At 61.9% G+C, this 22,277-nt stretch carries 21 protein-coding genes; 17 read left to right on the forward strand and 4 right to left on the reverse strand.

The features are described 5' to 3' along the window. The first annotated feature begins 252 nt into the window (after positions 1-252). From sctC to AB4Y32_RS07405, 14 genes are all read left to right on the forward strand, one after another. The gene (gene sctC, locus AB4Y32_RS07340) at positions 253-2,064 is read left to right on the forward strand and encodes a type III secretion system outer membrane ring subunit SctC (RefSeq protein WP_368720688.1); all 1,812 of its coding nucleotides are present in this window, start codon (positions 253-255) and stop codon (positions 2,062-2,064) included. Next, on the forward strand, positions 2,061-3,161 hold the full coding sequence (locus tag AB4Y32_RS07345; RefSeq protein ID WP_368720689.1) for an FHA domain-containing protein: 1,101 nt from the start codon (positions 2,061-2,063) through the stop codon (positions 3,159-3,161). The genes sctC and AB4Y32_RS07345 overlap by 4 nt, the downstream gene beginning before the upstream one ends. 103 nt (positions 3,162-3,264) lie before the next feature. Continuing rightward, positions 3,265-3,447: a hypothetical protein gene (locus AB4Y32_RS07350; RefSeq protein ID WP_368720690.1), complete on the forward strand. Its 183-nt coding sequence runs from the start codon at positions 3,265-3,267 to the stop codon at positions 3,445-3,447. A gap of 72 nt (positions 3,448-3,519) precedes the next feature. Beyond that, positions 3,520-3,846, forward strand: coding sequence for a hypothetical protein (locus tag AB4Y32_RS07355; RefSeq protein ID WP_368720691.1), 327 nt, complete (start codon positions 3,520-3,522; stop codon positions 3,844-3,846). After that, entirely contained in the window at positions 3,846-4,667 is an 822-nt protein-coding gene (gene sctJ, locus AB4Y32_RS07360) for a type III secretion system inner membrane ring lipoprotein SctJ (RefSeq protein WP_368720692.1), read from the forward strand. Before AB4Y32_RS07355 ends, sctJ begins: the two co-directional genes overlap by 1 nt. Then, complete coding sequence (locus tag AB4Y32_RS07365; RefSeq protein WP_368720693.1) at positions 4,664-5,239, forward strand: hypothetical protein; 576 nt, start codon at positions 4,664-4,666, stop codon at positions 5,237-5,239. Before sctJ ends, AB4Y32_RS07365 begins: the two co-directional genes overlap by 4 nt. After that, the gene (locus AB4Y32_RS07370; RefSeq protein ID WP_368720694.1) at positions 5,233-5,964 is read left to right on the forward strand and encodes a flagellar biosynthesis protein; all 732 of its coding nucleotides are present in this window, start codon (positions 5,233-5,235) and stop codon (positions 5,962-5,964) included. The genes AB4Y32_RS07365 and AB4Y32_RS07370 overlap by 7 nt, the downstream gene beginning before the upstream one ends. Then, on the forward strand, positions 5,961-6,944 hold the full coding sequence (locus AB4Y32_RS07375) for a FliM/FliN family flagellar motor switch protein (RefSeq protein ID WP_368720695.1): 984 nt from the start codon (positions 5,961-5,963) through the stop codon (positions 6,942-6,944). Before AB4Y32_RS07370 ends, AB4Y32_RS07375 begins: the two co-directional genes overlap by 4 nt. Beyond that, entirely contained in the window at positions 6,941-7,588 is a 648-nt protein-coding gene (locus AB4Y32_RS07380) for an EscR/YscR/HrcR family type III secretion system export apparatus protein (RefSeq protein ID WP_368720696.1), read from the forward strand. The genes AB4Y32_RS07375 and AB4Y32_RS07380 overlap by 4 nt, the downstream gene beginning before the upstream one ends. Beyond that, the gene (gene sctS, locus AB4Y32_RS07385) at positions 7,585-7,860 is read left to right on the forward strand and encodes a type III secretion system export apparatus subunit SctS (RefSeq protein ID WP_368720697.1); all 276 of its coding nucleotides are present in this window, start codon (positions 7,585-7,587) and stop codon (positions 7,858-7,860) included. Before AB4Y32_RS07380 ends, sctS begins: the two co-directional genes overlap by 4 nt. Continuing rightward, the gene (locus AB4Y32_RS07390; protein ID WP_368720698.1) at positions 7,860-8,585 is read left to right on the forward strand and encodes an EscT/YscT/HrcT family type III secretion system export apparatus protein; all 726 of its coding nucleotides are present in this window, start codon (positions 7,860-7,862) and stop codon (positions 8,583-8,585) included. Before sctS ends, AB4Y32_RS07390 begins: the two co-directional genes overlap by 1 nt. After that, positions 8,582-9,322 carry an EscU/YscU/HrcU family type III secretion system export apparatus switch protein gene (locus tag AB4Y32_RS07395; RefSeq protein ID WP_368720699.1) on the forward strand — a complete coding sequence of 247 codons (741 nt, stop codon included), beginning with the start codon at positions 8,582-8,584 and terminating at the stop codon, positions 9,320-9,322. The genes AB4Y32_RS07390 and AB4Y32_RS07395 overlap by 4 nt, the downstream gene beginning before the upstream one ends. Position 9,323: 1 nt before the next feature. Further along, positions 9,324-11,408 (forward strand): flagellar biosynthesis protein FlhA, encoded by a 2,085-nt coding sequence (locus AB4Y32_RS07400; RefSeq protein WP_368720700.1) that lies wholly within the window; start codon positions 9,324-9,326, stop codon positions 11,406-11,408. A 15-nt stretch (positions 11,409-11,423) separates the two neighbouring features. Further along, positions 11,424-12,740, forward strand: coding sequence for a FliI/YscN family ATPase (locus tag AB4Y32_RS07405; RefSeq protein WP_368720701.1), 1,317 nt, complete (start codon positions 11,424-11,426; stop codon positions 12,738-12,740). A 50-nt stretch (positions 12,741-12,790) separates the two neighbouring features. Here AB4Y32_RS07405 and AB4Y32_RS07410 read toward each other — a convergent pair whose 3' ends face one another. From AB4Y32_RS07410 to AB4Y32_RS07420, 3 genes are all read right to left on the reverse strand, one after another. After that, positions 12,791-13,117 carry a hypothetical protein gene (locus tag AB4Y32_RS07410; RefSeq protein ID WP_368720702.1) on the reverse strand — a complete coding sequence of 109 codons (327 nt, stop codon included), beginning with the start codon at positions 13,115-13,117 and terminating at the stop codon, positions 12,791-12,793. A 159-nt stretch (positions 13,118-13,276) separates the two neighbouring features. Beyond that, positions 13,277-14,110 (reverse strand): DUF1521 domain-containing protein, encoded by an 834-nt coding sequence (locus AB4Y32_RS07415; protein WP_368720703.1) that lies wholly within the window; start codon positions 14,108-14,110, stop codon positions 13,277-13,279. Positions 14,111-14,359: 249 nt separating this feature from the next. Then, positions 14,360-16,531, reverse strand: coding sequence for a hypothetical protein (locus tag AB4Y32_RS07420; protein WP_368720704.1), 2,172 nt, complete (start codon positions 16,529-16,531; stop codon positions 14,360-14,362). Between the two features lie 651 nt (positions 16,532-17,182). Here AB4Y32_RS07420 and AB4Y32_RS07425 point away from each other — a divergent pair. Beyond that, on the forward strand, positions 17,183-18,487 hold the full coding sequence (locus AB4Y32_RS07425) for an MFS family transporter (protein WP_368720705.1): 1,305 nt from the start codon (positions 17,183-17,185) through the stop codon (positions 18,485-18,487). Here the strand turns inward: AB4Y32_RS07425 and AB4Y32_RS07430 are convergent. Beyond that, entirely contained in the window at positions 18,466-18,708 is a 243-nt protein-coding gene (locus AB4Y32_RS07430; RefSeq protein ID WP_368720706.1) for a hypothetical protein, read from the reverse strand. The two genes, AB4Y32_RS07425 and AB4Y32_RS07430, sit on opposite strands and share 22 nt — an antisense overlap. 199 nt (positions 18,709-18,907) lie before the next feature. Here AB4Y32_RS07430 and AB4Y32_RS07435 point away from each other — a divergent pair, with 199 nt between their 5' ends. Together AB4Y32_RS07435 and AB4Y32_RS07440 are read left to right on the forward strand one after the other, a co-directional pair. Next, the gene (locus tag AB4Y32_RS07435) at positions 18,908-20,986 is read left to right on the forward strand and encodes a hypothetical protein (RefSeq protein WP_368720707.1); all 2,079 of its coding nucleotides are present in this window, start codon (positions 18,908-18,910) and stop codon (positions 20,984-20,986) included. Positions 20,987-21,290: 304 nt separating this feature from the next. Continuing rightward, positions 21,291-22,229 (forward strand): dihydrodipicolinate synthase family protein, encoded by a 939-nt coding sequence (locus tag AB4Y32_RS07440; RefSeq protein ID WP_368720708.1) that lies wholly within the window; start codon positions 21,291-21,293, stop codon positions 22,227-22,229. Positions 22,230-22,277: the final 48 nt, after the last annotated feature.

Raw genomic sequence — 22,277 nt, forward strand, 5'->3', positions numbered from 1 at the left:
TATCGTTAGGAATATCGAATGTTGTGTTCGCCTCCATCCAGAAATCATGCTTGCAATGCTCGCCGACTCATACCTGTCGCGGTGGTATATCCGTATGACCTGGCAAACGCGGGCGAAGATAAATTCTCGTCAAGTCGCATTCGACAGGTCTACGAGGAAAATCATATGTTCATGACGCGGCGTGACGTACGCGCGAAAAGCGAAAGAAGGCGTGCAAGGCGATATGTAGCCGCCGCAGGCATACGTCGCGCCGTGGTTGCCGGAATCGTGTTGCACGCATCGTCGGGCAGTGCTGTCGAACCGGTCTGGCGCGCGGAGGTGATGCATTACTTCGCACGGGATACGCCGCTGCCCGATGTGTTGAGAGAGGTGGCGAGCGCAGGTGGTCTTCAGGTGAAAGTCGCGCGCGGCCTGAAGGACCCTGTCAACGGCGCGTTCGACGAACCGCCTGCGCGCGTGTTCGCGAGACTGATCGAAGCGTACGGACTCGCCTGGTACTTCGATGGTCATGTGATTCATGTCTCGTCCGCGTCGGATATCCGACGCCGGACGATCCCGTTTGCTCCGATGACACGCGAAGCCGTGGCCGGCTTGCTGTCGAGCCTCGACCTCGACGACAGCCATTTGCCCGTTCGGTATTCGGATACCACGGCCGTCGCGTCCGGCCCGTCGGAATTCGTCGATGCGATTGCCGATGCCGTTGCGCAGGCGCAGCAGCAGACCACCGTCAGCCCTGCCGTCGACGAGACGCAGATACGCGTCTTTCCACTTCACTATGCGCAGGCACAGGACATCACATACACCTCCGGCAACCGGCAGCAAATCGTGCCGGGCGTGGCGTCGCTGTTGCGCAAGCTGATGGCCGATGTCCCCGTTTCCGTGCCGGCCCGGGAGGCGCCCGCGAGATTGCGCAACCAGCCGCGCGTCGCGCGCGGCGGGCCGCCGCCGCTGCCGGGCCTGCGCGGACTGGGCCTGGCCGATACGGCGCCCGCGATCGACGCGCCATTGCCGGACGCCGAAGCGATTCGCACCGATGCGACGCCGATGCGGCGCAACATCGTGGCCGATGCGCGCACGAATTCGGTCGTGATCTATGACGTGCCGTCGATGATGCCGAGCTACGAGCGCACGATCGCAATGCTCGACAAGCCGGAAGATCTCGTCGAGATCACGGCCGTCATCATCGATGTGTCTACGGATGCTGCAAGCGAGCTAGGCATACGCTGGGGCGGCGGAACGAAAAGCGATTGGGGTGCCGGTTACGCGGCGATGAACGCGTCGCTGGTACCTGTGCTGGCGGGCGTGAATCTGGCCACGATGATCGGCAGTTCGGCGAACTATCTGTTCGCGAGGATTCACGCGCTGGAAACGAGCGGCAAGGCGCGTATCCTGTCGCGGCCCCAGGTGCTGACGTTGAACAACTCGGAGGCGGTTCTGTCCTCGCGCAACTCCGTGTACGTGCGAGTCGCAGGCAATCAGGACGTAGACCTCTACAACGTCGATACGGGGCTGACGCTGAAGGTCACGCCTACTGTGGAGTCCATGCCGGATGGCGCGAAGAACGTTCTTCTGAGCGTGCAGATCGACGATGGCGCATTCGATTCATCGCTCTCTGTCGATGGCATTCCCAAGGTCAATAACCATTCGATCATGACGCAGGCCGTCATCGCGGACGGGGAGAGCCTGCTCCTCGGCGGATACCAATATGAACACAGCGAAACGTCCACCTCGCAAGTGCCCGTACTGGGGGATCTGCCGTACATGGGCGCATTGTTTCGCGACAAGCAGACGCGGGTCGAGCGTGTTGAACGGCTCATCCTGATTACCCCGCGCATTAAACCGATGACGAACAAGGCCGCGCAGCCAGCCGCCGCGAGCGCGCCTTTGTCTTCGGCGCCTGCGCAGCCGTCACCCGAGTTGGTCCGTAGCGACGCGACTGCGCGCGCGCCAATGCGGGAGCGCGCGGCAAGCGTGCCGGCGTGGACGGGTGCGCTTCCTCTGCTTCCCCCGCTTCCTCCCGGCCTGCCACCCGGCGCGACCGCGACGAAGGGGCAGATTCGATGAGCACAGGCGGAATCATTGCCGTTACGGTCGGCATTCACTCCGGCGCCAGCGTGCTGCTGTCCGACGGCCACGATTTGACGATCGGCAGCGCGGAGGCTGCGAATCTCGTGCTCGTCGACAACGGCATCGCGCCTCATCACGCGACCATTCGGCTGAGCGGCAACGTGCTGAAGCTGACTGCGCTTCATGACGGTGTGTCGGTATTCGGCTATCCATTGGCACCGGGAAAGGCCACGGTGTTGAGACGCGGTGCGTCCTTCACGCTGGGCGATGCGCAATTGCAGTTCAGCGGACGCGATTTGCTCACGCCGGATGCGGTGCGCCACGCCGAGCTTGCGTGGTTGATGGCACATGCGCCGCTTGCGTATGTCGCGAAGCGTTGGGCGCTGGCCTCGCGCGGCACGAAGCTGGCGCTGCTGCTGTTGACGACGTCGGCGGGAGCAGGGGCGATATATGGGATCTACGGTCCGCACGACGTCGAGCGCAAGCCGCCGCGCCTCGACGGTGCATTCCGCTTTGTGACCGTGCATGAAGATCCGAAGACGCATGCATACGTCTACGAAGGCTATGTGCCGGGTTCGCCGGATCTTGCGTCATTGATCGCGACTGCCCGCCGCGATACGCGTGCACCCGTGATACGCGTGATCGCAGTCGATCAGTTGAAGGAGCAGCTTGCGGACTTTCTGCAGAAGTACTACCGCGACGCGCGGATCGAGCCGGGCGCGCCTGGTTCGTTCACGATCGTTCCGCCGGACGAAGATGCCTACGTTCTGCCGGAGTCATGGGACTACAGGCGTGTTGCACGCCTTGCGCGCGAATCGATCAACGGTCTACGAGACCTGAGATTCGCGGGCCATGTCGCGGATAACGGTTCCGTGCGCGCGCCGCTCGAAGCCATCGGCATGAACCTCGGGCGTTCGGCGCATGGGGCTTGGCTCGTCGATAACAAAGGCGTGCGCTATTTCAGCGGCGCACAGCTGCAGCTCGGCAGGATCACGAGCATCTCGGGTTGCACGGTGACGATCATGCACAATGACGACGGAACGGCATACGAGTTCTCCGCCAAGGGCGGAAAGGCCAGCAGCAAATGTAGCTGAGCGTCAGGACAGGTTTTGCTCGCCGGGTGTTTGCGCGTGACTCGGTGTGCAATTAGTTGTGGAAACATAACACGCGTTGATATTTTAATTTGGAGTCTTAATCATGAGTACGATCAGTCCTGTAACGCAGTCGCCGTACACCGGCAGTGCTCCCAACGCTCAAGTCGGCGGCGATCTAAACGATCAAAAGGCTCAAGACGCTACTTCGGAGGCAATCACGAAAGCAAGCAATGAGCAAGCGAGAAAGCACCAGGACCGCATGTCCGTGCTGCAGAACATGAAGTAATCATGTGAAAGAGGCGCTGTGTTTACGGCGCCTCAAATCAATCCATCGTTGAAGAGAGGCAACGACATGCAATTGCAACCCGTGGTGATGAACCTGTTTCCGCCGGATTCCGTTTCGGACCCGAGACAACTTCGATCGCCCGATAACCCGTTTGGCAATGCCGGGGATTCGCTCGTCAGCCAGATGCTCGATCGTGCGGAAGAAATCTGCAACAGTCAGGACAAGCGTATCGCAAGCGATCAAAACGCGTATGCGAGAAGCCGGTCCTCGACGGCGAGGCTGCTCAGTCTTCTTGATCTGCAAAGAGACCTCGATCACATGCAGGAAACCGCCGCGATGGCGAAAAACGTCGCGGAAAAATTCGACCAGGCACTCAACACGCTTACACAGAGGAACTGATGCGCCGCGCACTGATCCTGCTGCCGCTACTATTCCTCGTCGGCTGCAAATCATCATTGTTCGAGGGCCTGGAAGAGGACCAGGCCAACCAGATCATTGCCGTGCTGAGTCAGCACGGCATCGAGGGGGCCAAGGAACGCAACACCGACAAGACGTGGAACGTGTCTGTCGAAAGCGATGACATCGTCACCGCAACCGAGATCACGCGCGAATATGCACTGCCTCACGGCAGTCATGCGAATCTCGGCGATCTGTTCAGCCGGCAGGGGCTGATTTCGAATCCCGACGAAGACCGGGTGCGTTATGTGTACGGCTTGACGCAGGAGCTATCGGAAACGCTCGAAAAGATCGACGGAGTATTGGTGGCGCGCGTGCACATCGTGCAGCCGGAGCGTGATCCGCTGATGCGGCAGGTCACGCCACCGTCGGCGTCGGTGATGCTGCGCTATCGCAGCGACTACAACCTCGAATACATGAGGGACAAGATTCGCGGCCTCGTCGCGGGCAGCGTCGAAGGTCTGACGCCCGACCATGTGTACCTGACATTCATTCCCGTCACGCCAGTTGTCGAATCACGCGACGCGGGCAGCGACAGCGGTTCATACGTCGCCGCGCCCGGTGACGCAGCGCGCCACGACAGCACGTTGACGCTGATCGCCCTGACCGTGATGGCGATGTTGCTGATCATATCCGCGTGGGTATGGAACAAGGGCATCTCCTCGTTCACGCCGACCTTCTACCGGCGCCGCAAGCTCAAGAAGGCGGCCGAGGCGCGTGCTGACGAACAGCCGGGCCCTTCCGACGGCGGAGGTGCATCATGAGCCGCGTCCCCGTTCTTGCGCTGTCGAAGTGGGCGCACCACAGCTGGCTGCCGCGCGGCGTACCCGCGCTCACCGAGCGGGCTCAGGCCGATGCGAACGCCCGTCTGCTCATGCGCTTTCCTCAATTGATCGTCATGCACGCGATCCCACCTGAGCCATGGGTCGCCGCCTTGCCGCGTCCGGCATGCGCGAAAGTCTTACGCGTGGCCGCAGCGCTTGCCCATGCGCGTTCGCTGCGCAGGGTGATCAGCGGAGCGGCGCACGGGACGTTCGCCGCCGTCATTGCGCCGGGCGTGCTGAGCGCAATTCAACGTGATTCGCGCGGCGAATACGAGGACGCGGACCTGGGGGTGATGCTCAATGTGTTCGATCGCTCCGACATGACGGCGGCCGGCCTGCGGCTCGCGCTGCACGCGTTGGGCGACCCGGCGCTGCACGTGCTGACGGAATTGCGCCTGCCGTGCGCCGTCGCGCAACGCGCGGCGCTATTTCGGGTCAGCGGCATGAGCGTCCAGAACGCCGGCGATGTGCTCGATGCCGCGTACGCACTCGCAGGAGGCAAAGCATGTTGATCTGCCGGAAGGGCGAGTGGCGCGTGGAGTCGGACGGCTATGTGTCGTCCGCTGACCTGTGCGAACTTGAGGGTTTGCGCGAAGTCGAAGCGTCCCGCGCGCGGGACGCCGAATACGCGAGCGCCTGTCTCGCGCAGCGCGCGCGTGCGTTGAAGCGCCGGGCGTGGCGTCGCGGATATGACGCAGGGCGCCGGGCCGCACTGCACGAATTCGTTGCGCCGTCGGCAGCCGCATCGTTCGCATCCCGCTGTCTGGAAGAGCGTCTCGCGGGTGTCGCACTTGAAGCGATCGTCGAGCTAGTCGGCGAGCTTCCTGCCGGCATGTTGCTGCGCAACCGGCTGCGGCGCTGCATTGGTGCGTCGCGTACGCAACAGGTGCTGTCGGTGCGGGTATCGGCGGACGATTGCGAAGAGACACAGCGCATCGTCAGCGCGCTCGAACACGAACTCGACGTCCCGCTTTTCGTGGTGCTGGCCGACGCCGGCTTGCCGCCGCATTCGCTCGTCATCGAAACCGAGCGCGGCGTGATCGACGGCAGCCTGACGCCGCAACTGCGCGCGCTGGAGCGCGGCATGAGAGACGCGATCGCCGCAGTGCTGGACGAGTACCGCTACATCGACGGCGAGTCAGCGAAGAAGTTTGCGGTGGTCGAGAGCGGCTTGCGCGACGTGATCGACGTTCTCGCACGGACTTGTGAAGTGCAGTATGGCGGAGAGATCAAATGAGTCCATGGCAAGACATGGAGCGGATCTCGCTCATCCATGCGGAGCGGCACAACATTGCCGCGCTGCACTTCGGCATGGCTTATCCCATCAGCGTCGGCAAGCGTACGTTCACGCTGCAATTCGAACCCTGTCGAGCGAGTTATCCGTTGCGGCTTCATGCACACGCGATGGGCGCGCCGCTCACGCTCGATTGCGATGCGCAGGCGCTGTTTCCCGACCTGGCCCGGCAATCGCTGGCGCAGGCAGGAGAGCGGGCCGCGCTGTTGATCGAGGAAGCCTTCGAGGACTGGCTGAGCGCGCTCGAAGGCGTGTTCGGATTCTCGATCGGCGTGACGGGCGTGTCATTCGATTCGGTGCCGCAGCCTGGCGCATACGGTCTTGTCCTCACGCATGCAGGAAGCCATCGCGCTGCGCACTTCGCGCTGGACAGCACGGCAGTCGATCAATGGCTGAAGCGCCAGCCGGTTCGCGTCGAGGACTCGTCCCGGCTCGCGCGTCGGCTCGTGCTGCCCGTGTCCGTGTGCATGGCGGGGCCCGCCTTGACGCTGCAGCGTCTGCGCAGGATCAGGCGCGGCGATGCGCTGCTCCTCAACCGCTCGTCACAGTATCTGCGCCTGCCGCTTCGCCACGGCGCGCGCCGCATTCTGCTTCAACCTTCTGGAGATTACATGTCAATAGATCGACCGATGATCGACGATGCCAACGCATCCGCCGAGATGACGAGCGAACTGATTCCCGCCAGCGCGCTCACGTTTTCCTTCGATGCCGTGATCGGCACGTTGTCGCTGACGCTCGATGAGCTGACGCGCCTGCGAGCCGGTTCGATCGTGTCCTTGCAATTTCCGGTGCGCAGGCATGCGGTCTTGTTGCTGTGCCAGGGCGTTCCATTTGCGCGCTGCGAACTGATCGACATCGACGACGCTCTGGGTGTACGCATCGTCGATCTGGCACACATGGCGGAGACACAAACCGCATCATGAGAGAGCAGGCCGTCAACTTCCAGATCATCGTTCTGTTTTTCGTCCTCGGACTGCTTCCGTTGATCGTAACGATGACCACGTCGTTCACCAAGTTCAGCATCGTGTTGACACTGCTGCGTTCGGCGCTCGGCGTGCAGCAGGCGCCGGGCAACATGGCGATTTCGGCGTTGGCGCTCGCGGCGACGCTCGTCGTGATGGGCCCGACCGTGGGCAAGATCGGCGCCGATCTGTCGTTGGACGAACGCATCGAGCGCGGCGAGCTGCCCGACGTCACGGAGGTCTATCGGGCAGTGCGCGGGCCGCTCGGCGAATTCATGCTCGAACATTCGCGGCCCGCCGAGCGCGCGTTCATGGTGACGGCGGCAAAACGCATTGACCCCGCGCGCGACGCACAGGAGACCGACTTCTCGCTGCTGATCCCCGCGTTCATGATCAGCGAAATTTCGAGCGGCTTCGAAGCGGGCTTCCTGCTTTACATGACGTTTCTCATCATCGACCTCGTCGTGGCCAACGTGCTGACGGCAATGGGCATGGTGATGCTGTCGCCCACCACGGTTTCGACACCGTTGAAGCTTTTTGTGCTCGTGTCCGTCTCAGGCATTTCAAAGCTGATGCACGGCCTGATTGTCAGCTACGCAGGATGAATTCATATCCTTCCCTCGGTTCGCTGTCGAGCGATGCATTGCTGCTCGTCTTCTGGCTCTCGCTACCCGCGCTCGCGGTCGCCACGGCGATCGGTGTTCTGCTCGGGCTCGTGCAATCCATCACGCAAATTCAGGATCAGGCTCTACCGTATGGCGCGAAGATCATCGGTGTGGGGCTGGTGATGATCGTCGCGATGCCGTGGGGCAACAATGAGGTCGCCCGTTTTCTGGAGCATGCGTTCTCCTATATCGCGGCGGGCAGGGTGCAGTGATGGCCGACGTCATCGGATATATCGAAGGGTTCGCGTTCTGCAGCATCCGGCCGGCCATCGCGCTATCGCTGATTCCGTTTGGAGGCAAGGAGTCGCTCGGCATCGCGTTGCGGGTGCCGTTGATGCTGATGTTCGCGACGCTGCCGCAGCAGATCGGCTGGCCGGTCAACCCGATCGCCGCGACTGCTGTTGAAGTCCTGGTCGGTTTGACGCTCGGCCTGCTGCTGAGCGTGGCATTTCATGCGGCCTCCGCTGCCGGTGCGTTGATCGACCAGCAGGGCGGCTACGCGATCGGCGCGGCGTACGACCCGAACTTTCGCGACGAGGCAGCGCTCTTCGAGACGCTCTTCGTCTGGTTTGCCACGTTGACGTTTTTTACGGGCACAGGGCTGCGGGCTGTCTACGGTTTCTTCGCCGATGCATGGGCGCTCTGGCCGGCAGGCGCGCTGCGCCCCGATTACATGCGCGTAATGCGCGAGCTGGCGGAGCAAAGACTGGCGCTCTCGATCACCGACGGCGTGCAGTTCGCGATGCCGCTCATCGGGCTGATGCTGCTCGTCGATGTCTCGCTGGGATTGATGTCCCGCTACGCGAAGCGGATCAACCCGTTCACGACCGCGCGCACCGTGAAGGCGATCGTGCTTTCGTTCACGATTGTCTTCTGCGTGCCGGTGCTGTTCGAGCGACTCAACGCTATCTTCCTGCGAAGCGCGATACTGCGATGAGCGACAAGACGGAAGCACCGACGCCTCAAAGGCTGCGACGCGCGCGCAAGGACGGCGACATCGCGAAGAGCACGCACGTGACGACGGCGGTGAGCGGCCTCTTCTGGTGGCTGTTTCTGGTGATCGAAACGCCGCATGTCTATCAGGTCTGCGTGCATGTGGTGGAAACGGTCATGCAGATCGATCAGACGCGGCCATTCGCCGAGCGCTACACGCAGGTAACGAGCGCGCTTGCAGCGGCGCTACCCGTCGTGCTCGCGACGCTCGGCGTCGGCGCGCTCGCGATCGTCGCGCCCGAAGCCGCGCAAACGGGCGGTCTGGTCGCATTCAAGCGCGTCCTGCCGGACATCAAACGCCTGAATCCGGTGACGGGAATCAAGAACCTGTTCGGCCTGAAGACGCTGATCGACACCGCGATCACGCTGGCGCAGTTTGCCATCTTGCTGTTCATCTTCTGGCATGCGCTCGCGACATGGTGCGCGCAGCTGCTGCCCTCGTTTGCGCTTTCGTTCGGCGGACAGCTGAGCGCAACAGGCCAGTCGCTTGCGCGTCTGCTGGCCATGATGAGCGCGTCGCAACTCGCGCCCGCCGCCGTCGACTTCGGATTGCAGCGCTTTCAGTGGCGGCGGCGGTTGAGAATGGACAAGAACGAGATCAAGCGCGAATACCGCGACGAAGAAGGCGATCCGCACGTCAAGGGTCGCCGCCGAGCCATGCACAGAGAGTTGAGCCGCTGACATGATGAAGAATTCGAAGTTGGGCAGCATCGACGTGCCGGGCCTGATTGCGCGGCATGCGGATCTTGCGGCGGGGGGCGGCCTGCTCTGCGTGCTGATGTTGCTGATCCTGCCCATTCCCGCATTCATACTGGATCTGTTCATCTGCGTGAGCTTCACGGCCAGCTTCGTGATGCTCACGGCGACGATTTACGCCGCGAGGCCGGTGGAGTTATCGAGCTTTCCATCCTTGCTCCTCGTGACGACGTTGTTGAGGCTCGCCCTCGCGATTGCGTCGACGAAGATGATTCTGCTCAATGCGCACGCGGGACAGATCATCGGCGCGTTTGGCGAGATAGTGGTGGGCGGCAATGTCGCCGTCGGTATCGTGGTGTTCGTCGTGTTGTCGGCAATCCAGTTCATCGTTGTCGCGAAGGGAGCGGACCGCGTCGCCGAAGTGTCGGCGCGCTTTACGCTCGACGGCATCCCCGGTCGCCAGATGAGCATCGACGCCGATCTGCGCAGCGGGCTGATCGCTCCGTCCGAGGCCGGCCGGCTGCGTGGCGCGCTGGAACGCGAAACCTATTTCTATGGCTCGCTCGACGGCGCGATGAAGTTCGTCAAGGGCGACGCCATTGCGGGGCTGGTCGTTGCGCTTGTGAATATCGCCGGCGGTCTTGCCGTCGGCATCGCTCAACGAGGCATGTCGTTCAGCGACGCACTGCACACGTACACGATCCTGACGGTCGGCGATGGTCTCGTGTCGCAGATTCCGTCGCTGATCGTATCCATCTCGGCGGGCTTGCTGGTCACGCGTGTGTCGTCGGGCGGCGGTGGCGGGAATCTCGGCGGAGATATCTTCAGGCAGCTCTCGCTGCATCCGAAGGCGCTGGCGATGGCGGGCGCCGCATGTCTTGCGCTCGCGGCGATTCCGGGGTTTCCTCACGTCCAGTTCGTTCTCGCGGCGGCCGCGCTGATCGGCATGGCCGTCGCGATGATGCGCGAGCGTGCAGCGACGGACCGCTCCGCGCGGCCGAAAATGCCGGCGATGACGCGTGATGGCGGAACCTACGTGCAGCGCCTTCTCGACGACGTGGAGCTGGGCACGAGTTCGCTGCTTCGGGTGCGGCTTGGCGCGGCGGCCTGCGAAGCGCTGCGTCCGGACGAACTCAACCGGCGGCTCGCGCAATTGCGCCGCGATCTGACGGTGCGTCTCGGCGTGCCGTTTCCGGGCCTTGGACTGTTGCGCGATACGCGTCTCGAAGAACATCGTTATATCGTCGATATCGACGACGTGCCCATCTCCGGCGGCTCGCTCGTCGCGGGCCACGTGCTGGTGAGCGGCGATGCGGCGCGCGTGACGATAGACGGCATGCCGGGCTATCGCCCTCGCGCGGAGAAGTCGGTGTGGGTGCACCCGCAGTCGGCCGCCGCGATCGACGACGCGCAAGTCACGAAATCGAGTGCCGACGCAGCGCTCTGCGATCACCTGGTGGAGGTGTGCGAGCAGCGTGCCGCATCGTTTGTCGGCACACAGGAGACGCGTTTTCTGCTGAATCAGATCAACCTCGAATTCCGCGAACTCGTGACGCAGGTTCAACAGGCAGTCACCACGGTACAGCTTGCTTCCGTGCTGCGCAGTCTGCTGGAGCAGCGTGTGCCGATCCGCAATCTGCGCGGCATTCTCGAAGCCATCGTTCGCGTGCCGGACGGCGAGCGCTCGCTCGACCGGATGGTGCGCGAGGCACGCATCGCCCTCGCGCCGCAACTGGTGCGCTCATACGCGGATCTGAACAACTGGGAAGTGAACGCCGCCGTGCTCGAACCGTCATGGGAAGCCCATCTCGAAGCGCAGATTACCGATGATCCCAACGGCGAGCCGCAATGCGCGTTCGACGCCGATCAACTGGAGAGCGTGCAGCGGGTTTTTGCGGCTCAAAACAATACTGCGCGCGTCGTGATGACGACGGCTCGCCTGCGTCCTCATCTCGCGCACGTTTTGCGCACGCTGGGCATTCGCGCCGAAGTGCTCGCGATGGAGGAAATTCCACGCGACACATATCGGGTCCGCGTGATCGCGACGCTCGCACCGGCTCGGTCTTCGTAATCGATGAACAGCAAGATGAAAACGCTCGTGCCGGCGCCGCGGCTGCTGTCGAGCCCGCCGACGCTCGATGCCAGAATCGTCGAAGCCCGGGGCGTCGTCGTTCGCGTGGTAGGCGCTTCGTTGCGCATCGGTGAAATGGTCCGCCTTATCCGACCCGATACGCTCGACGCGCAGATCGGCGAGGTGGTCGGCTTCGCTCAGGACGGCGCGCTCGTCGTGCCGCTCGACGGGCTCGCGGGATTGTCGAATATCACCAGGGTGGAGGGCTGCGGGCTCGAATGGGGGCGCTTCGACGCGCCCGCGCTGCTCGGGCGGGTGGTCGACGGGCTAGGCCGGCCGCTCGACGGCGGCCCGGCTCCCGCAACGGCAAGCGCGAGGCCGTCGGCGGGCGGGCTGGCGCGTATCAATCCGCTCGAGCGCCCGGTGATTTCGACGCCATTCGCGACGGGTGTGCGCGCAATCGACGGCCTCTTGTCCTGTGGAGTCGGTCAGCGGGTCGGCATCTTCGCGCCGGCAGGCGGCGGCAAGAGCACGCTGATGGGCATGATCGCGAATGGCGCGACTGTCGATGCGATTGTCGTCGCGCTGATCGGCGAGCGTGGCCGCGAAGTGGCCGAGTTCATTCACGATCATCTCGATTCACGGCGCGCGTCGTCGGTGGTGATCGCATCGACGTCCGAGCGGCCGGCGGCGGAGCGCATCAAGGCCGCCGAGCTTGCGTGCAGCGTCGCGAGCGAACTGCGTGCCGAAGGAAAGCAGGTCCTGCTGCTGTTCGATTCGCTGACGCGCTATGCGCGCGCGCTGCGTGAGGTCGGACTTGCGGTCGGCGAGCCGCCCGTGCGCCGCGGCTATCCTCCGCGCGTATTCGCCGAGATGCCGAAGCTGGTCGAAGCCGCGGGGCTCACGCGGCAGGGCGCGGTCACCGCGTTCTTCACCGTGCTGGCCGAAGACGAAGAGATGTCGGACCCTATCGCGGAAGAGGCGCGCTCCCTGCTTGACGGGCATATCCAGCTGTCGGGACGCCTCGGCGCGGCAGGACACTATCCGGCCATCGATGTCCTGAAGAGCAAGAGCCGCGTGATGACGCGCGTGACGGACCTCGCGCATCGAGACAATGCCAGCCGGGTGCGTGGCTGGATGAGCCGGTATCAGGAACTCGAGTTGCTGCTGCAGATCGGCGAATACCGGCGTGGCAACGATCTCGCAAGCGATCAGGCGATCGACCGGCACGAGATGATCGAGCGCTTTCTTCGTCAGCGTCACGACGAGTATTGCGACTGGGAGAACACGATTGCCTCGCTGCGCGTGCTTTGCCGTGAGCCGCGCAGATGAAGGACGCGGCGCAGCTGCGCTTGTGGGCCCTGCTTGCAAGCGTGCGGCAGCTACGCGTCGAGCGCAAGCGCCGCCTCTTGAACGACGCACGCGTTCAGGTCCAGCGCGCGGCAGCCGAAACCGCGCGGCAAAGAAATCTGATCGCGCGGCATGAGGCAAGGCGCTGCGAGATTCTCGCCACATGCACGTATGGTGATCGAAGTGCGCCACTGTGGCGCCTGGCCTTGCATCGGCACGACGCGGGCAGGTTCGCGCTGGAAGAGGCGTTTGCTGTTGCGCTGCACGCCGAACGGCTGGCAGAGAGGCAGGTCGTATCCGCGTCCCGTGCCTTGCAGCGGGAAATGTTTGGCGCGGACGATGCACGGGAGCGCGGACACCGTCTCAAGGCTGTGCAGCAGGAGGGCTGCGATCCCGAAGACTGATCGTCAAACGGCGAATGGAGCACGCTGTTATCGGCTGTGCGAGCTTGCGGTGCTCTTGCGCTACTTGAAGATCACTCACTGGACCGCCGTATTCCGGCGGCCCCGACCACACGATCAGTGCTTGCTGAAGTCCCCCGAAGTCGGTGCGCGGCCCGTCTGCGGATCGATCCAGCCTTTGCCCTTGCGGCTTGGGACGAGCGAATAGCCGTCCGGTGTGTATGCGTCGAGCTCGTAACCGTGGTGATTGCGCTCCACAGTCAGCGGATTGCTGTCCAGCTCGCTCAGACCGTTGACCACGTAAGCGTCGTTGCCTCGCGTGATCGTCACATTGTCGGCGTAGCTGACATTGCCCTTCGGCTGCGTACCGACGGTCACCTTCGTCCCATCAGGCAGATTGAACGTCATTGGGCCCTTGAACATGCCTGACGTGCCATTGGTGTCGATGTGAGGGTCCCCCCAGATGCGGGTCGTCTCGCCCGTCTGCTTGTTCGTCATGGTAATGGAAGAGTCTTTCTTGTTCAGATCGAGCTTGTAGCCTCCAAGATCGATGGTTGACTTGCCGTCCTTGACGGGCGTATTGCTCCAGTTGTTGTCCTGACAACCGCAGTGGCTCGATCCATTTTCGCTGAGAAAAGAGGATTCCTTAAAGTCTTGCTGAAACCGGAAGCTGTCGTAACTGAACAACTGTTCAAAGCCACCCGGTCCACTGGACTGGTGGAAGTTGGTCGCGGACATCGAAGCGGAGATGCTGTCCGATGTTTGCGAAAGTTGCTGCAAATAACTCGTTGCATCGATTTGCTGACTCGGCAAGAAGTTGCCGCAAAAGCCGGAGTCAAACGAAGTGGGTTTTAAGCGTTGCATCACGCTTTGGGACACGGTGCCGGTCCCCGTGAGTGCGGATGAAATGTCCATGAATGCGTGGGCGTTACTGTCGAATGTTGCTTGCATGAATGATTCCTCGAATGGTTGGTACTTCAATCAGGATGGTTGTTTGCATCTGCCGGAAAAAAACAGGCTGGCGCGTGTTCGATCCGGTAGGCGTAGTCTAGAGATCAGTCGCCTGTTGCATGTATTGAATAGATAACGCATTGCGAATTGCGCCAGACGATGAAACGATCGCGCCCGAGAGCCCGACAACACCGCTCCGGGCGCGATGAAGGGCGCATTCGATCGCGCGTCGGGCGCAACGGACCGCTTCTATTTCCACCAGCTCCACAGCCCCGACTTCTGCTCCGGCCGGTGATACATCTCGAGAGTGTGGCCTGTGTCTTCATCGACGTACGGCGCGGCCTCGTCGACCAGCTTGTTGATGTCGTATTCGACACCGCCGAAATCGCCTTCCGCCAGACTCTGCGCCTGCCCGTTGCGCGTCACGGTGTCGTCGAGATCGATACCCAGCACGTATTCGCGTCCGTCCTCCTTCACGGTCTTGAGCAGCACGACGGTATGCATCCCCGAGTAATTGGAGTCGGGTCGCGCAATGTTCCTGGCGCTGAGGACGACGGGCCCTTTATCGAGTTCGGCGCGCAACTGCGGCGCGGTGAGCCGTCCCGTGGAAACAGGAACAAGGCGCCCATCGGGCACGTCGGCCGCATGCTTTGCCACGCTGCCGTGATCGAGGAAGCAGGTATGGGGATTCTGAGGCTTCAGCATCTTCGACTGAACCAGTTTCGCGACGCGCGGATCGCTCATGAAACGCTTCAGCGAAACCAGCCGCGACAACGGGCTCCCGCCTTGCAGGCCGACGTCGGGGTTGATCATCCACGTGCGGCTGGCCGGATCGTATTTCACCGGATAGGCGTAGCGGCCCGGCGAGTCCGGATGAACCACGCGCCATGTATCGTTGGCGGCATCGTAGTCGACCGCGTAATGGTGATCGCCGTTCTTGATGTAGTGGTGGAACTGATCGTCCGTATAAACGCCGGGGGCGTTCTCGTCCGGTTTCAGACTGGTCGCGTCGACCCGCACCCGATAGCCTTCGGGCACGGGCAGTGCCTCCCCTTCGATACGCGCTTTCGCGGCGAGCAGCGCCGGGTCATACGTCGGCCCTTCCGGAACATGCAAGTAATGGGCTTGCGCCTCGCCTGCCGCCTCTTCGGCCGCGCCGCCAACGGCCTCTTCGCCTGCCGTCTTCGCGGTGCCCGTCGACAAGCGCAGCAATGCGGAGCCCTCATTGCCTTCTTCTTCAGCTTCCCTGGCGACGTCCGCAACAAAGGCGCCAAGCCGCTTCCCGGCGAAAGCCAGTTCGCCGCCCGCGTCGATGGAGCCCAACAGGGCGGATGCGAACTCGATCCCCATACGGGCACCAGGCGAGAGAACCGAATGTTCGTCGAAAGCAGCTGCGAGCGGAGCAAGCGGCGTCATGCCGAGCAGGAAGCGAAGCAATCCCTCCGCAACCTGTAGAAGCGGCCGGTATTTCCGGTTGCCCGCCTCGCGCTCCGCCTTGGCCGTGTCCTTGAGGACCCCCGTATATCGGTCGGCAAGATCGCGTATGTAATCGGGGCCGGCGGGCGGGGGATCGTTCAGAATGCCCGTGTAATCTGGCGCGCCGCCGACGCCGGCCTTGTTGAGCGGTATGCCGGCCTTGACCGCCCATTCGTCGAGCTTCGTGCGCAAATCTATGTCGTCGCGCATCCGCTGAGTGAAGGCAAGGATGCGGCGGTCCGCGACGTCATCCTCGCCCATGCCGGCATTGAGCGAAAAGAGCTTGTTGCCAATCGATTTGTAGCGCTCCAGCGGATCGCTGATCTGGCCTGCCTCCTCGATGATCTGACTGACGTACTGGTTCGCATCGTCCCACTTCCTTTTGTCCTCGTTGATGTACTTGTCGATGCCGATCATCGCCGCGTGTTGCAGCAGGGATTTCGACGCCACGGCATCCTTGAAGATTTTCTCCCTTGTCACCGCATCCGGTGCGTCGAGAAACTTCTGGCGCATCTCCTTGAGCTGCGCAAGCCGTTGCTTGTCGTCAGCGTTCAGATAGCCCGCGCCGACGGGTTCGTTGAACACAGAAAGCACGCGTTCCAGCGGATCGTTGATCGCCTCGTTGTATTCGCCCCGAATGTCATCCTGGAGCGATTGCAGCTTCGCCCTGATCTGGTTTTTCTCATCCGCCGAGGCCGCATTGCGGTATACGGCTTCGAGCGTGGCAAGCGCGCCTGCGTAGAACTCGCGCGCATTCGGCGACAACGCGGAGAGCAGCGCCTGCGAGTCCCACACGCGGCCCTCGAAGTCCTGCACGTCGGGCGGATAGCCGGCTGTGTCCATCTCGCGTGCCGAGCGCAGCTTGTCCGCTGCGGCTGCATCGTTGGACAGGCCAAGCGGCGCTCCTTGACCACCTTGCTCCCGCGAATCGAATACGTCGCTCAAGTGCCGAAGCTCGTCTGAGGTTGCACCTGCCAACGGCTGACGAGCTGAACCGCCAATGGGCACCTTCGGGGGCGTGGGTACGCTGGAGGGCGTCGTGGGTTGCGTGTTACGGCTCGGGTTATCCGTTCTCCTGCTTTCTGGTTGCTGATAATCGCCGCCGTAGCGGCTCGAATTTTCTGGAGTTGGTTGATCCTGCCCATCGTCGTCGACCTTATAAACCGGGTATGTCTGGCCGATTGTGGATACGCTCATGATTGCTCCCAAGAAGTTGTGTACACACATGAGTCCGGCAACAACCTGAAAGCGCCGGACCACGGCTCATTAAAGCCCGAGGTCCACGCTCCATGTGTTATAGGAGGCAGTACAGGAGCTTTTTCGGATGCGGCGTACTGTCATGGTCATAGCGGCGGTCCCCATGCACGTTGACCTGGCTTGCACCCGTTCGCGAGCTGGATATCGGAAACGGTGTGGCTTTGAAAAAGCGGTTCGATCAGCGACCGCGGTGCTTCATCAATGGCCGGTTTTTCATCGACAAACAATAGTCTTTCATATTCATTTAGAATGCCGAACGAAGATGCCGGCAAGAGCGTTTTAGAAAGACGAAGTTCATATCGATATTGAGGCAGGAGATCTAATGGAGAACACCAATCTATGACAAATCTTAACAATCCTATCGAAATTCAAGCAAATGAAACCCGGCGTCGTGTAATGGCGATTGTCGGCGCGTCATCGGGTAACCTCGTCGAGTGGTTCGATTTCTACGTCTACTCGTTCTGTGCGCTGTACTTCGCGCCCGCGTTTTTTCCGAGCGGCAACACGACGACGCAGCTGCTGAACACGGCGGGCGTGTTCGCGGCGGGCTTCCTGATGCGTCCGATCGGCGGCTGGTTCTTCGGGCGTCTCGCCGACAAGCACGGCCGGCGCTTCTCGATGATGGTCTCTGTGCTGATGATGTGCGGCGGCTCGCTCGTGATCGCCGTCTTGCCCACCTATGCGCAGATCGGCGCGCTCGCGCCTCTGTTGCTGCTGGTCGCGCGTCTGTTCCAGGGGCTGTCCGTGGGCGGCGAGTACGGCACCAGTGCGACCTATATGAGCGAGGTCGCGGTACAAGGACGTCGCGGCTTCTTCGCGTCGTTCCAGTACGTGACGCTGATCGGCGGCCAGCTGTTCGCGCTGCTCGTGCTCGTGATCCTGCAACAGCTACTGACGACGGAAGAGCTGAAAGCATGGGGCTGGCGCATTCCGTTCGTGGTCGGCGCGATCTCGGCGCTGGTCGCGCTGTACCTGCGCCGTTCGCTGGACGAAACGACGACGGCGGAGATGCGTCGGCGCGAGGAAGCGGGCACGCTGCACGGCATGTGGCAGCACAAGGGCGCGTTCTTCACGGTGCTCGGCTTCACGGCGGGCGGCTCGCTGGTTTTCTACACGTTCACGACGTACATGCAGAAGTACCTGGTCAACACGGCCGGCATGCATGCGAAGACGGCGAGCAACGTGATGACGGGTGCGCTCTTCGTGTTCATGATTCTGCAGCCGCTGTTCGGCGCATTGTCGGATCGCATCGGCCGCCGCAACTCGATGCTGCTGTTCGGCTTCTTCGCGACGATCGGTACGGTGCCGCTGCTGCATGCGCTGAAGGACGTGACGAGTCCCGTCATGGCGTTCGTGCTGGTCGTGACCGCGCTTGCCATCGTCAGCTTCTATACGTCGATCAGCGGCCTGATCAAGGCCGAGATGTTCCCGCCGGAAGTGCGCGCGCTCGGCGTGGGCCTGTCGTACGCGGTCGCGAATGCGATCTTCGGCGGCTCGGCCGAATACGTCGCGCTGTGGCTCAAGCAGGCGGGCAGCGAATCGATGTTCTACTGGTACGTGACCGCTCTCTGCGCGATTGCAGGACTCGTGTCGTTCCGCATGCGTGATCCGTCGAAAGAAGGTTATTTGCGCAACGAGTATTGAGTGTCGTGCCAGACAGGATGATCGGGCGCCTCAGCGTTCACGAGAAACACGTACGCTGAGGCTGACATCCACCGATACATCGCCTGAACGGACATGCCCGGATTGCTGGCCAGGTCCGTGAGCGGCACGCCGCCGGCCAGCAGTTTCCTCGCCGACGCAATCTTGCTGTCGGCCATCTTGCGCTCGCGGCCGAACCATCGAGCGTCTTCCAGCCTTCTCACCCTGCATCGAATGCTCGACGATAGCCAGCCTTCTCAAGGCACTTGAATTCCAGAGAGCGTTGCATACGGCGCCACACATGGGCGCTACAAAATGTAAGTTCACAGTGCCGGTGTGCGCGAGCGAATGAGAATGAATTGCCGCTTACACGTGCCTCGGCGGCTTGATGAGACAGTGGAGGCACTTTCCGCAGGAGTTCTCATGAAAGTCAATTCTCAAAACAACCCCTCGTGGGTCGATCAGCCTCAACCCGAAGAACCGGACAACCCGCCGAACACACGCACTGAAGTTGCTGGGAGGAAGGGTGCTCCGGCGAGGCATGCAGCGCGAGAATCGCCGCAAGGCGGCACGGTACCGGTGCCTGCCCGGAAGAAATCGGATGCACCAACAGGTAAGGCGGCTGTGAGTGAGGCCCAGTCCGATCCGCTCGATAAGGAAATCGAGACGGTGGCAACGGAGGCAGTCGTGGGCGAAGAGATGACGGAAGCACTCGACGAGTACAACGCAGCGTTGCGGTCGATCGTAGACGACATCCAAAACAACAGGGACATCACCGACGATGTGATCAAGCTTGCGAAGGCGGCCAATGACCTGATGGAAATATATACTGCCGACACCCCTTCGCCGGAACAGAAGGAAAAAATCGGCCGGGTAAAACGCGCTATCGAGAATGCCAACCCCGGTGATTCGATCGATTCGATCGGGAAAAATGCCAATGTCAACCTGTCGCGGGTCGCGCATCATTCAGCTGCGGACAATGAAATCAAATACGGAAAGCTGGCGAGCACCTACACACGCGCGGTGATCTTCGATTGGGCGCGGTTCCACAATTCGAATCTGCTGAAGGGAACGTGGCTGGGTCGCATGCTACAGCGTCCGAATTGGGCCGGGCTCGGTCAGCTAGGACCCTACACGCGGCCAGGTCTCTTGCTGGGGACGCGCGGCGCCGCGGCAGCAAGTTACATCACGAAAGGGGTGTACTCGATTCTCAGTGGGTTGGAAAAGACGAGCAAAGGCGACAAGGACGCCTGGAAAGATTACGTCACAGCGAGTATGAGTTTTGGCCAAGGGGTTAACGAGCTGACCGTGGGCATTGGTGCCGACTTGGGAAATCATCTCGCCAAGTTGTACGCGGATAAACAAAAAAAGGCGAGCCCCGTTGCGGTACAGGAACCGACACCGCCTTCGCCAACGCCGGGACCCAGCCGCGCACCCACGACCGGACCCAGCCGCGCCCCTACGGCAGGACCCAGCAGCGCACCCACCACAGGATCCGGCGATGAATTCGACAGTCTGGGCTCCAACGATCCGCTGGTGGAGCAGATAGACGCCAGGGTGAACGCCGAAACTCAGTCTATCGATTCGCAAGTGTCCGAGGGGCAGCAAAGCCTGCGTGACACGGTGCTGTCGAGAGTCGAAGCTTCGCACCCGGACGTCCAGCAACTCGTCCTGCAGGACGCAACCCACGAGATTGCGCCCGAGTACTTTGAATTGCAGGAAATTGGGCAGAGTCTTCACCAACGCGCGAGCGATGTCGCTAGAGATACGCATGAAAACATCATGAAGATCGACGCGAAGGCGCAGGAGACAATGTCGCGACTCAAAGCGCTAGGTTTCGATAGTGTCCACGCTGCGAGAGCGTCGGGGAATGCGCAAGCGCTCGAACTCGTTCGCGAACTCGATCGCTACGCCGAGTTAAGGCGATCCGCCTACGATCTGTTCAACAAGGTCATGGACGACAGCAAGGAAACGCTCCAGCAAGCGAGGACAGCGTTTGCAGAACTTCAGAGTCTGAAGGGCAGGGGCATAGAGGCGTTAAAGGAATGGGGCGAAAAGTACGGAAAATGGTTTGCCAAGCAGCAAAACGCGTTCTTGAAGCAAACAGACGGTTGGCCGGAATGGATGAAAATATCCAAGCCGTTGCGGATGCAAATGGTACCGTCCGCGATCAATACGGGTCTGGGTGCGGTGTCGTTTGGGGTTGCGCTTTCTACTTATTTGCAGAAGCAGAGGGCGGGAACGCTCACGGAACAGGACAAACTCGATTTCGCCGGTGCAGTCATCAACCTGATCAGCGGAATTAGCGGTTTCATTCCCGTCGTTGGGCCGTTCGTATCGATCATCCTTGCGACAGTTGGGGCGATCTGCAATGGCATGGCCGATCAGCATGATGCACGAGCGGTCGAAACGAATGAGTACAACCTGAAAGAAACGATCCGGCAAGCGTATAACCGGAAGCATCCGGATGCCGAAGTCGCGGAGCCTTACGACGGAGATTGACAGTAGGCGGGCGATCTACGACACATGAAACAAAGCAGGGTGTGTCCACCGACTTTTCAGTGGACACACCGACGAACGAAGACGGTCTGATTTTCCGCCTCTGCGCGTCGCCGACATCGGTGCAATGCCGTGTCGAGGCCGCTGACGTCCAGCGTTTGAACGAGCTCGGCAGACCGGGCATGTCGGAAATCGTTGTCAAACGATTTCATGGAAAACACCAATTGCTCGCCTAGTTGTTTGACAACATCGCGGCAACAATGTAGCTTTCTGGCTTGTCAGCCACCCATCCGACCCACGAGATCTTATGAACGAGTCCCAGATCGTCGAGCGCGAATTCGCGTCGACCGTGATGGCAGTCCCCCCGCTCGCGCGCCGCGCCGATTTGTCGCTCGACGTCGATGCCAACCAGAAGCTGATCCGCCATATCGAAGCGGGTGGCGTGCGCACGCTGCTGTATGGCGGCAACGCGAACTTCTATCACGTGGCCGTCAGCGAATACCGCGAGGTGCTCGACATGCTGGCGGCGAGCGCCGCGCCCACGACGCGCGTGATTCCTGCCATCGGCCCGGACTTCGGCAAAATGCTCGACCAGGCACGCATCCTGTCGCAGACGTCGTATCGCACTGCAATGGTGTTGCCGCTCGCCGGCTTCACGACGCCTGCGGGCGTCGACGCGGGGCTCACGCGCATCGTCGATACGGCGGGCATCCCGCTCACGCTCTACATCAAGAGTGAAGATTACGTCGACGTCGATACGCTCGCGCGCCTCGTCGATCGCGGCACGCTGATCGCGGTGAAGTACGCGATCGTCCGCGAGAATCCCGCCGACGATCCGTACCTGCGGCGCCTGCTGGAAAGCGTGAGCGCTTCGCGCGTGATTTCGGGCATGGGCGAGCGCCCGGCGCTCGTGCATGTGCGCGACTTCGGCCTCGCTTCGTGGACGACGGGCTCGGGCTGCATCGCTTCGCATGCGGTGATGGCGTTGCTCGCCGCCGTCAAAGCCGGCCGCGACGCGGAATCACAGCGCCTCTACGACGCGTTCATGCCGCTCGAAACGCTGCGCGACGAGATCTCGCTGATTCGCGTGCTGCACGACGCTGTCACGTTCTCGGGCATCGCGGACATGGGCTCGATTCTGCCGCTGCTGAGCGGAGCGCCCGTCGAACAGCACGCAGCGATTGCGCAGGCCGCGCGCGAACTGCTCGCGTTCGAATGCGAGCTTGCCGGCAATGCGCGCGTGTGATCGATGAGCGAATCGAGTGCCCCCGAATTGAACGCACCCGAATTGATG

This window comes from Paraburkholderia phymatum (assembly GCF_040965635.1).
Taxonomy (GTDB): Bacteria; Pseudomonadota; Gammaproteobacteria; order Burkholderiales; family Burkholderiaceae; genus Paraburkholderia; species Paraburkholderia phymatum_B.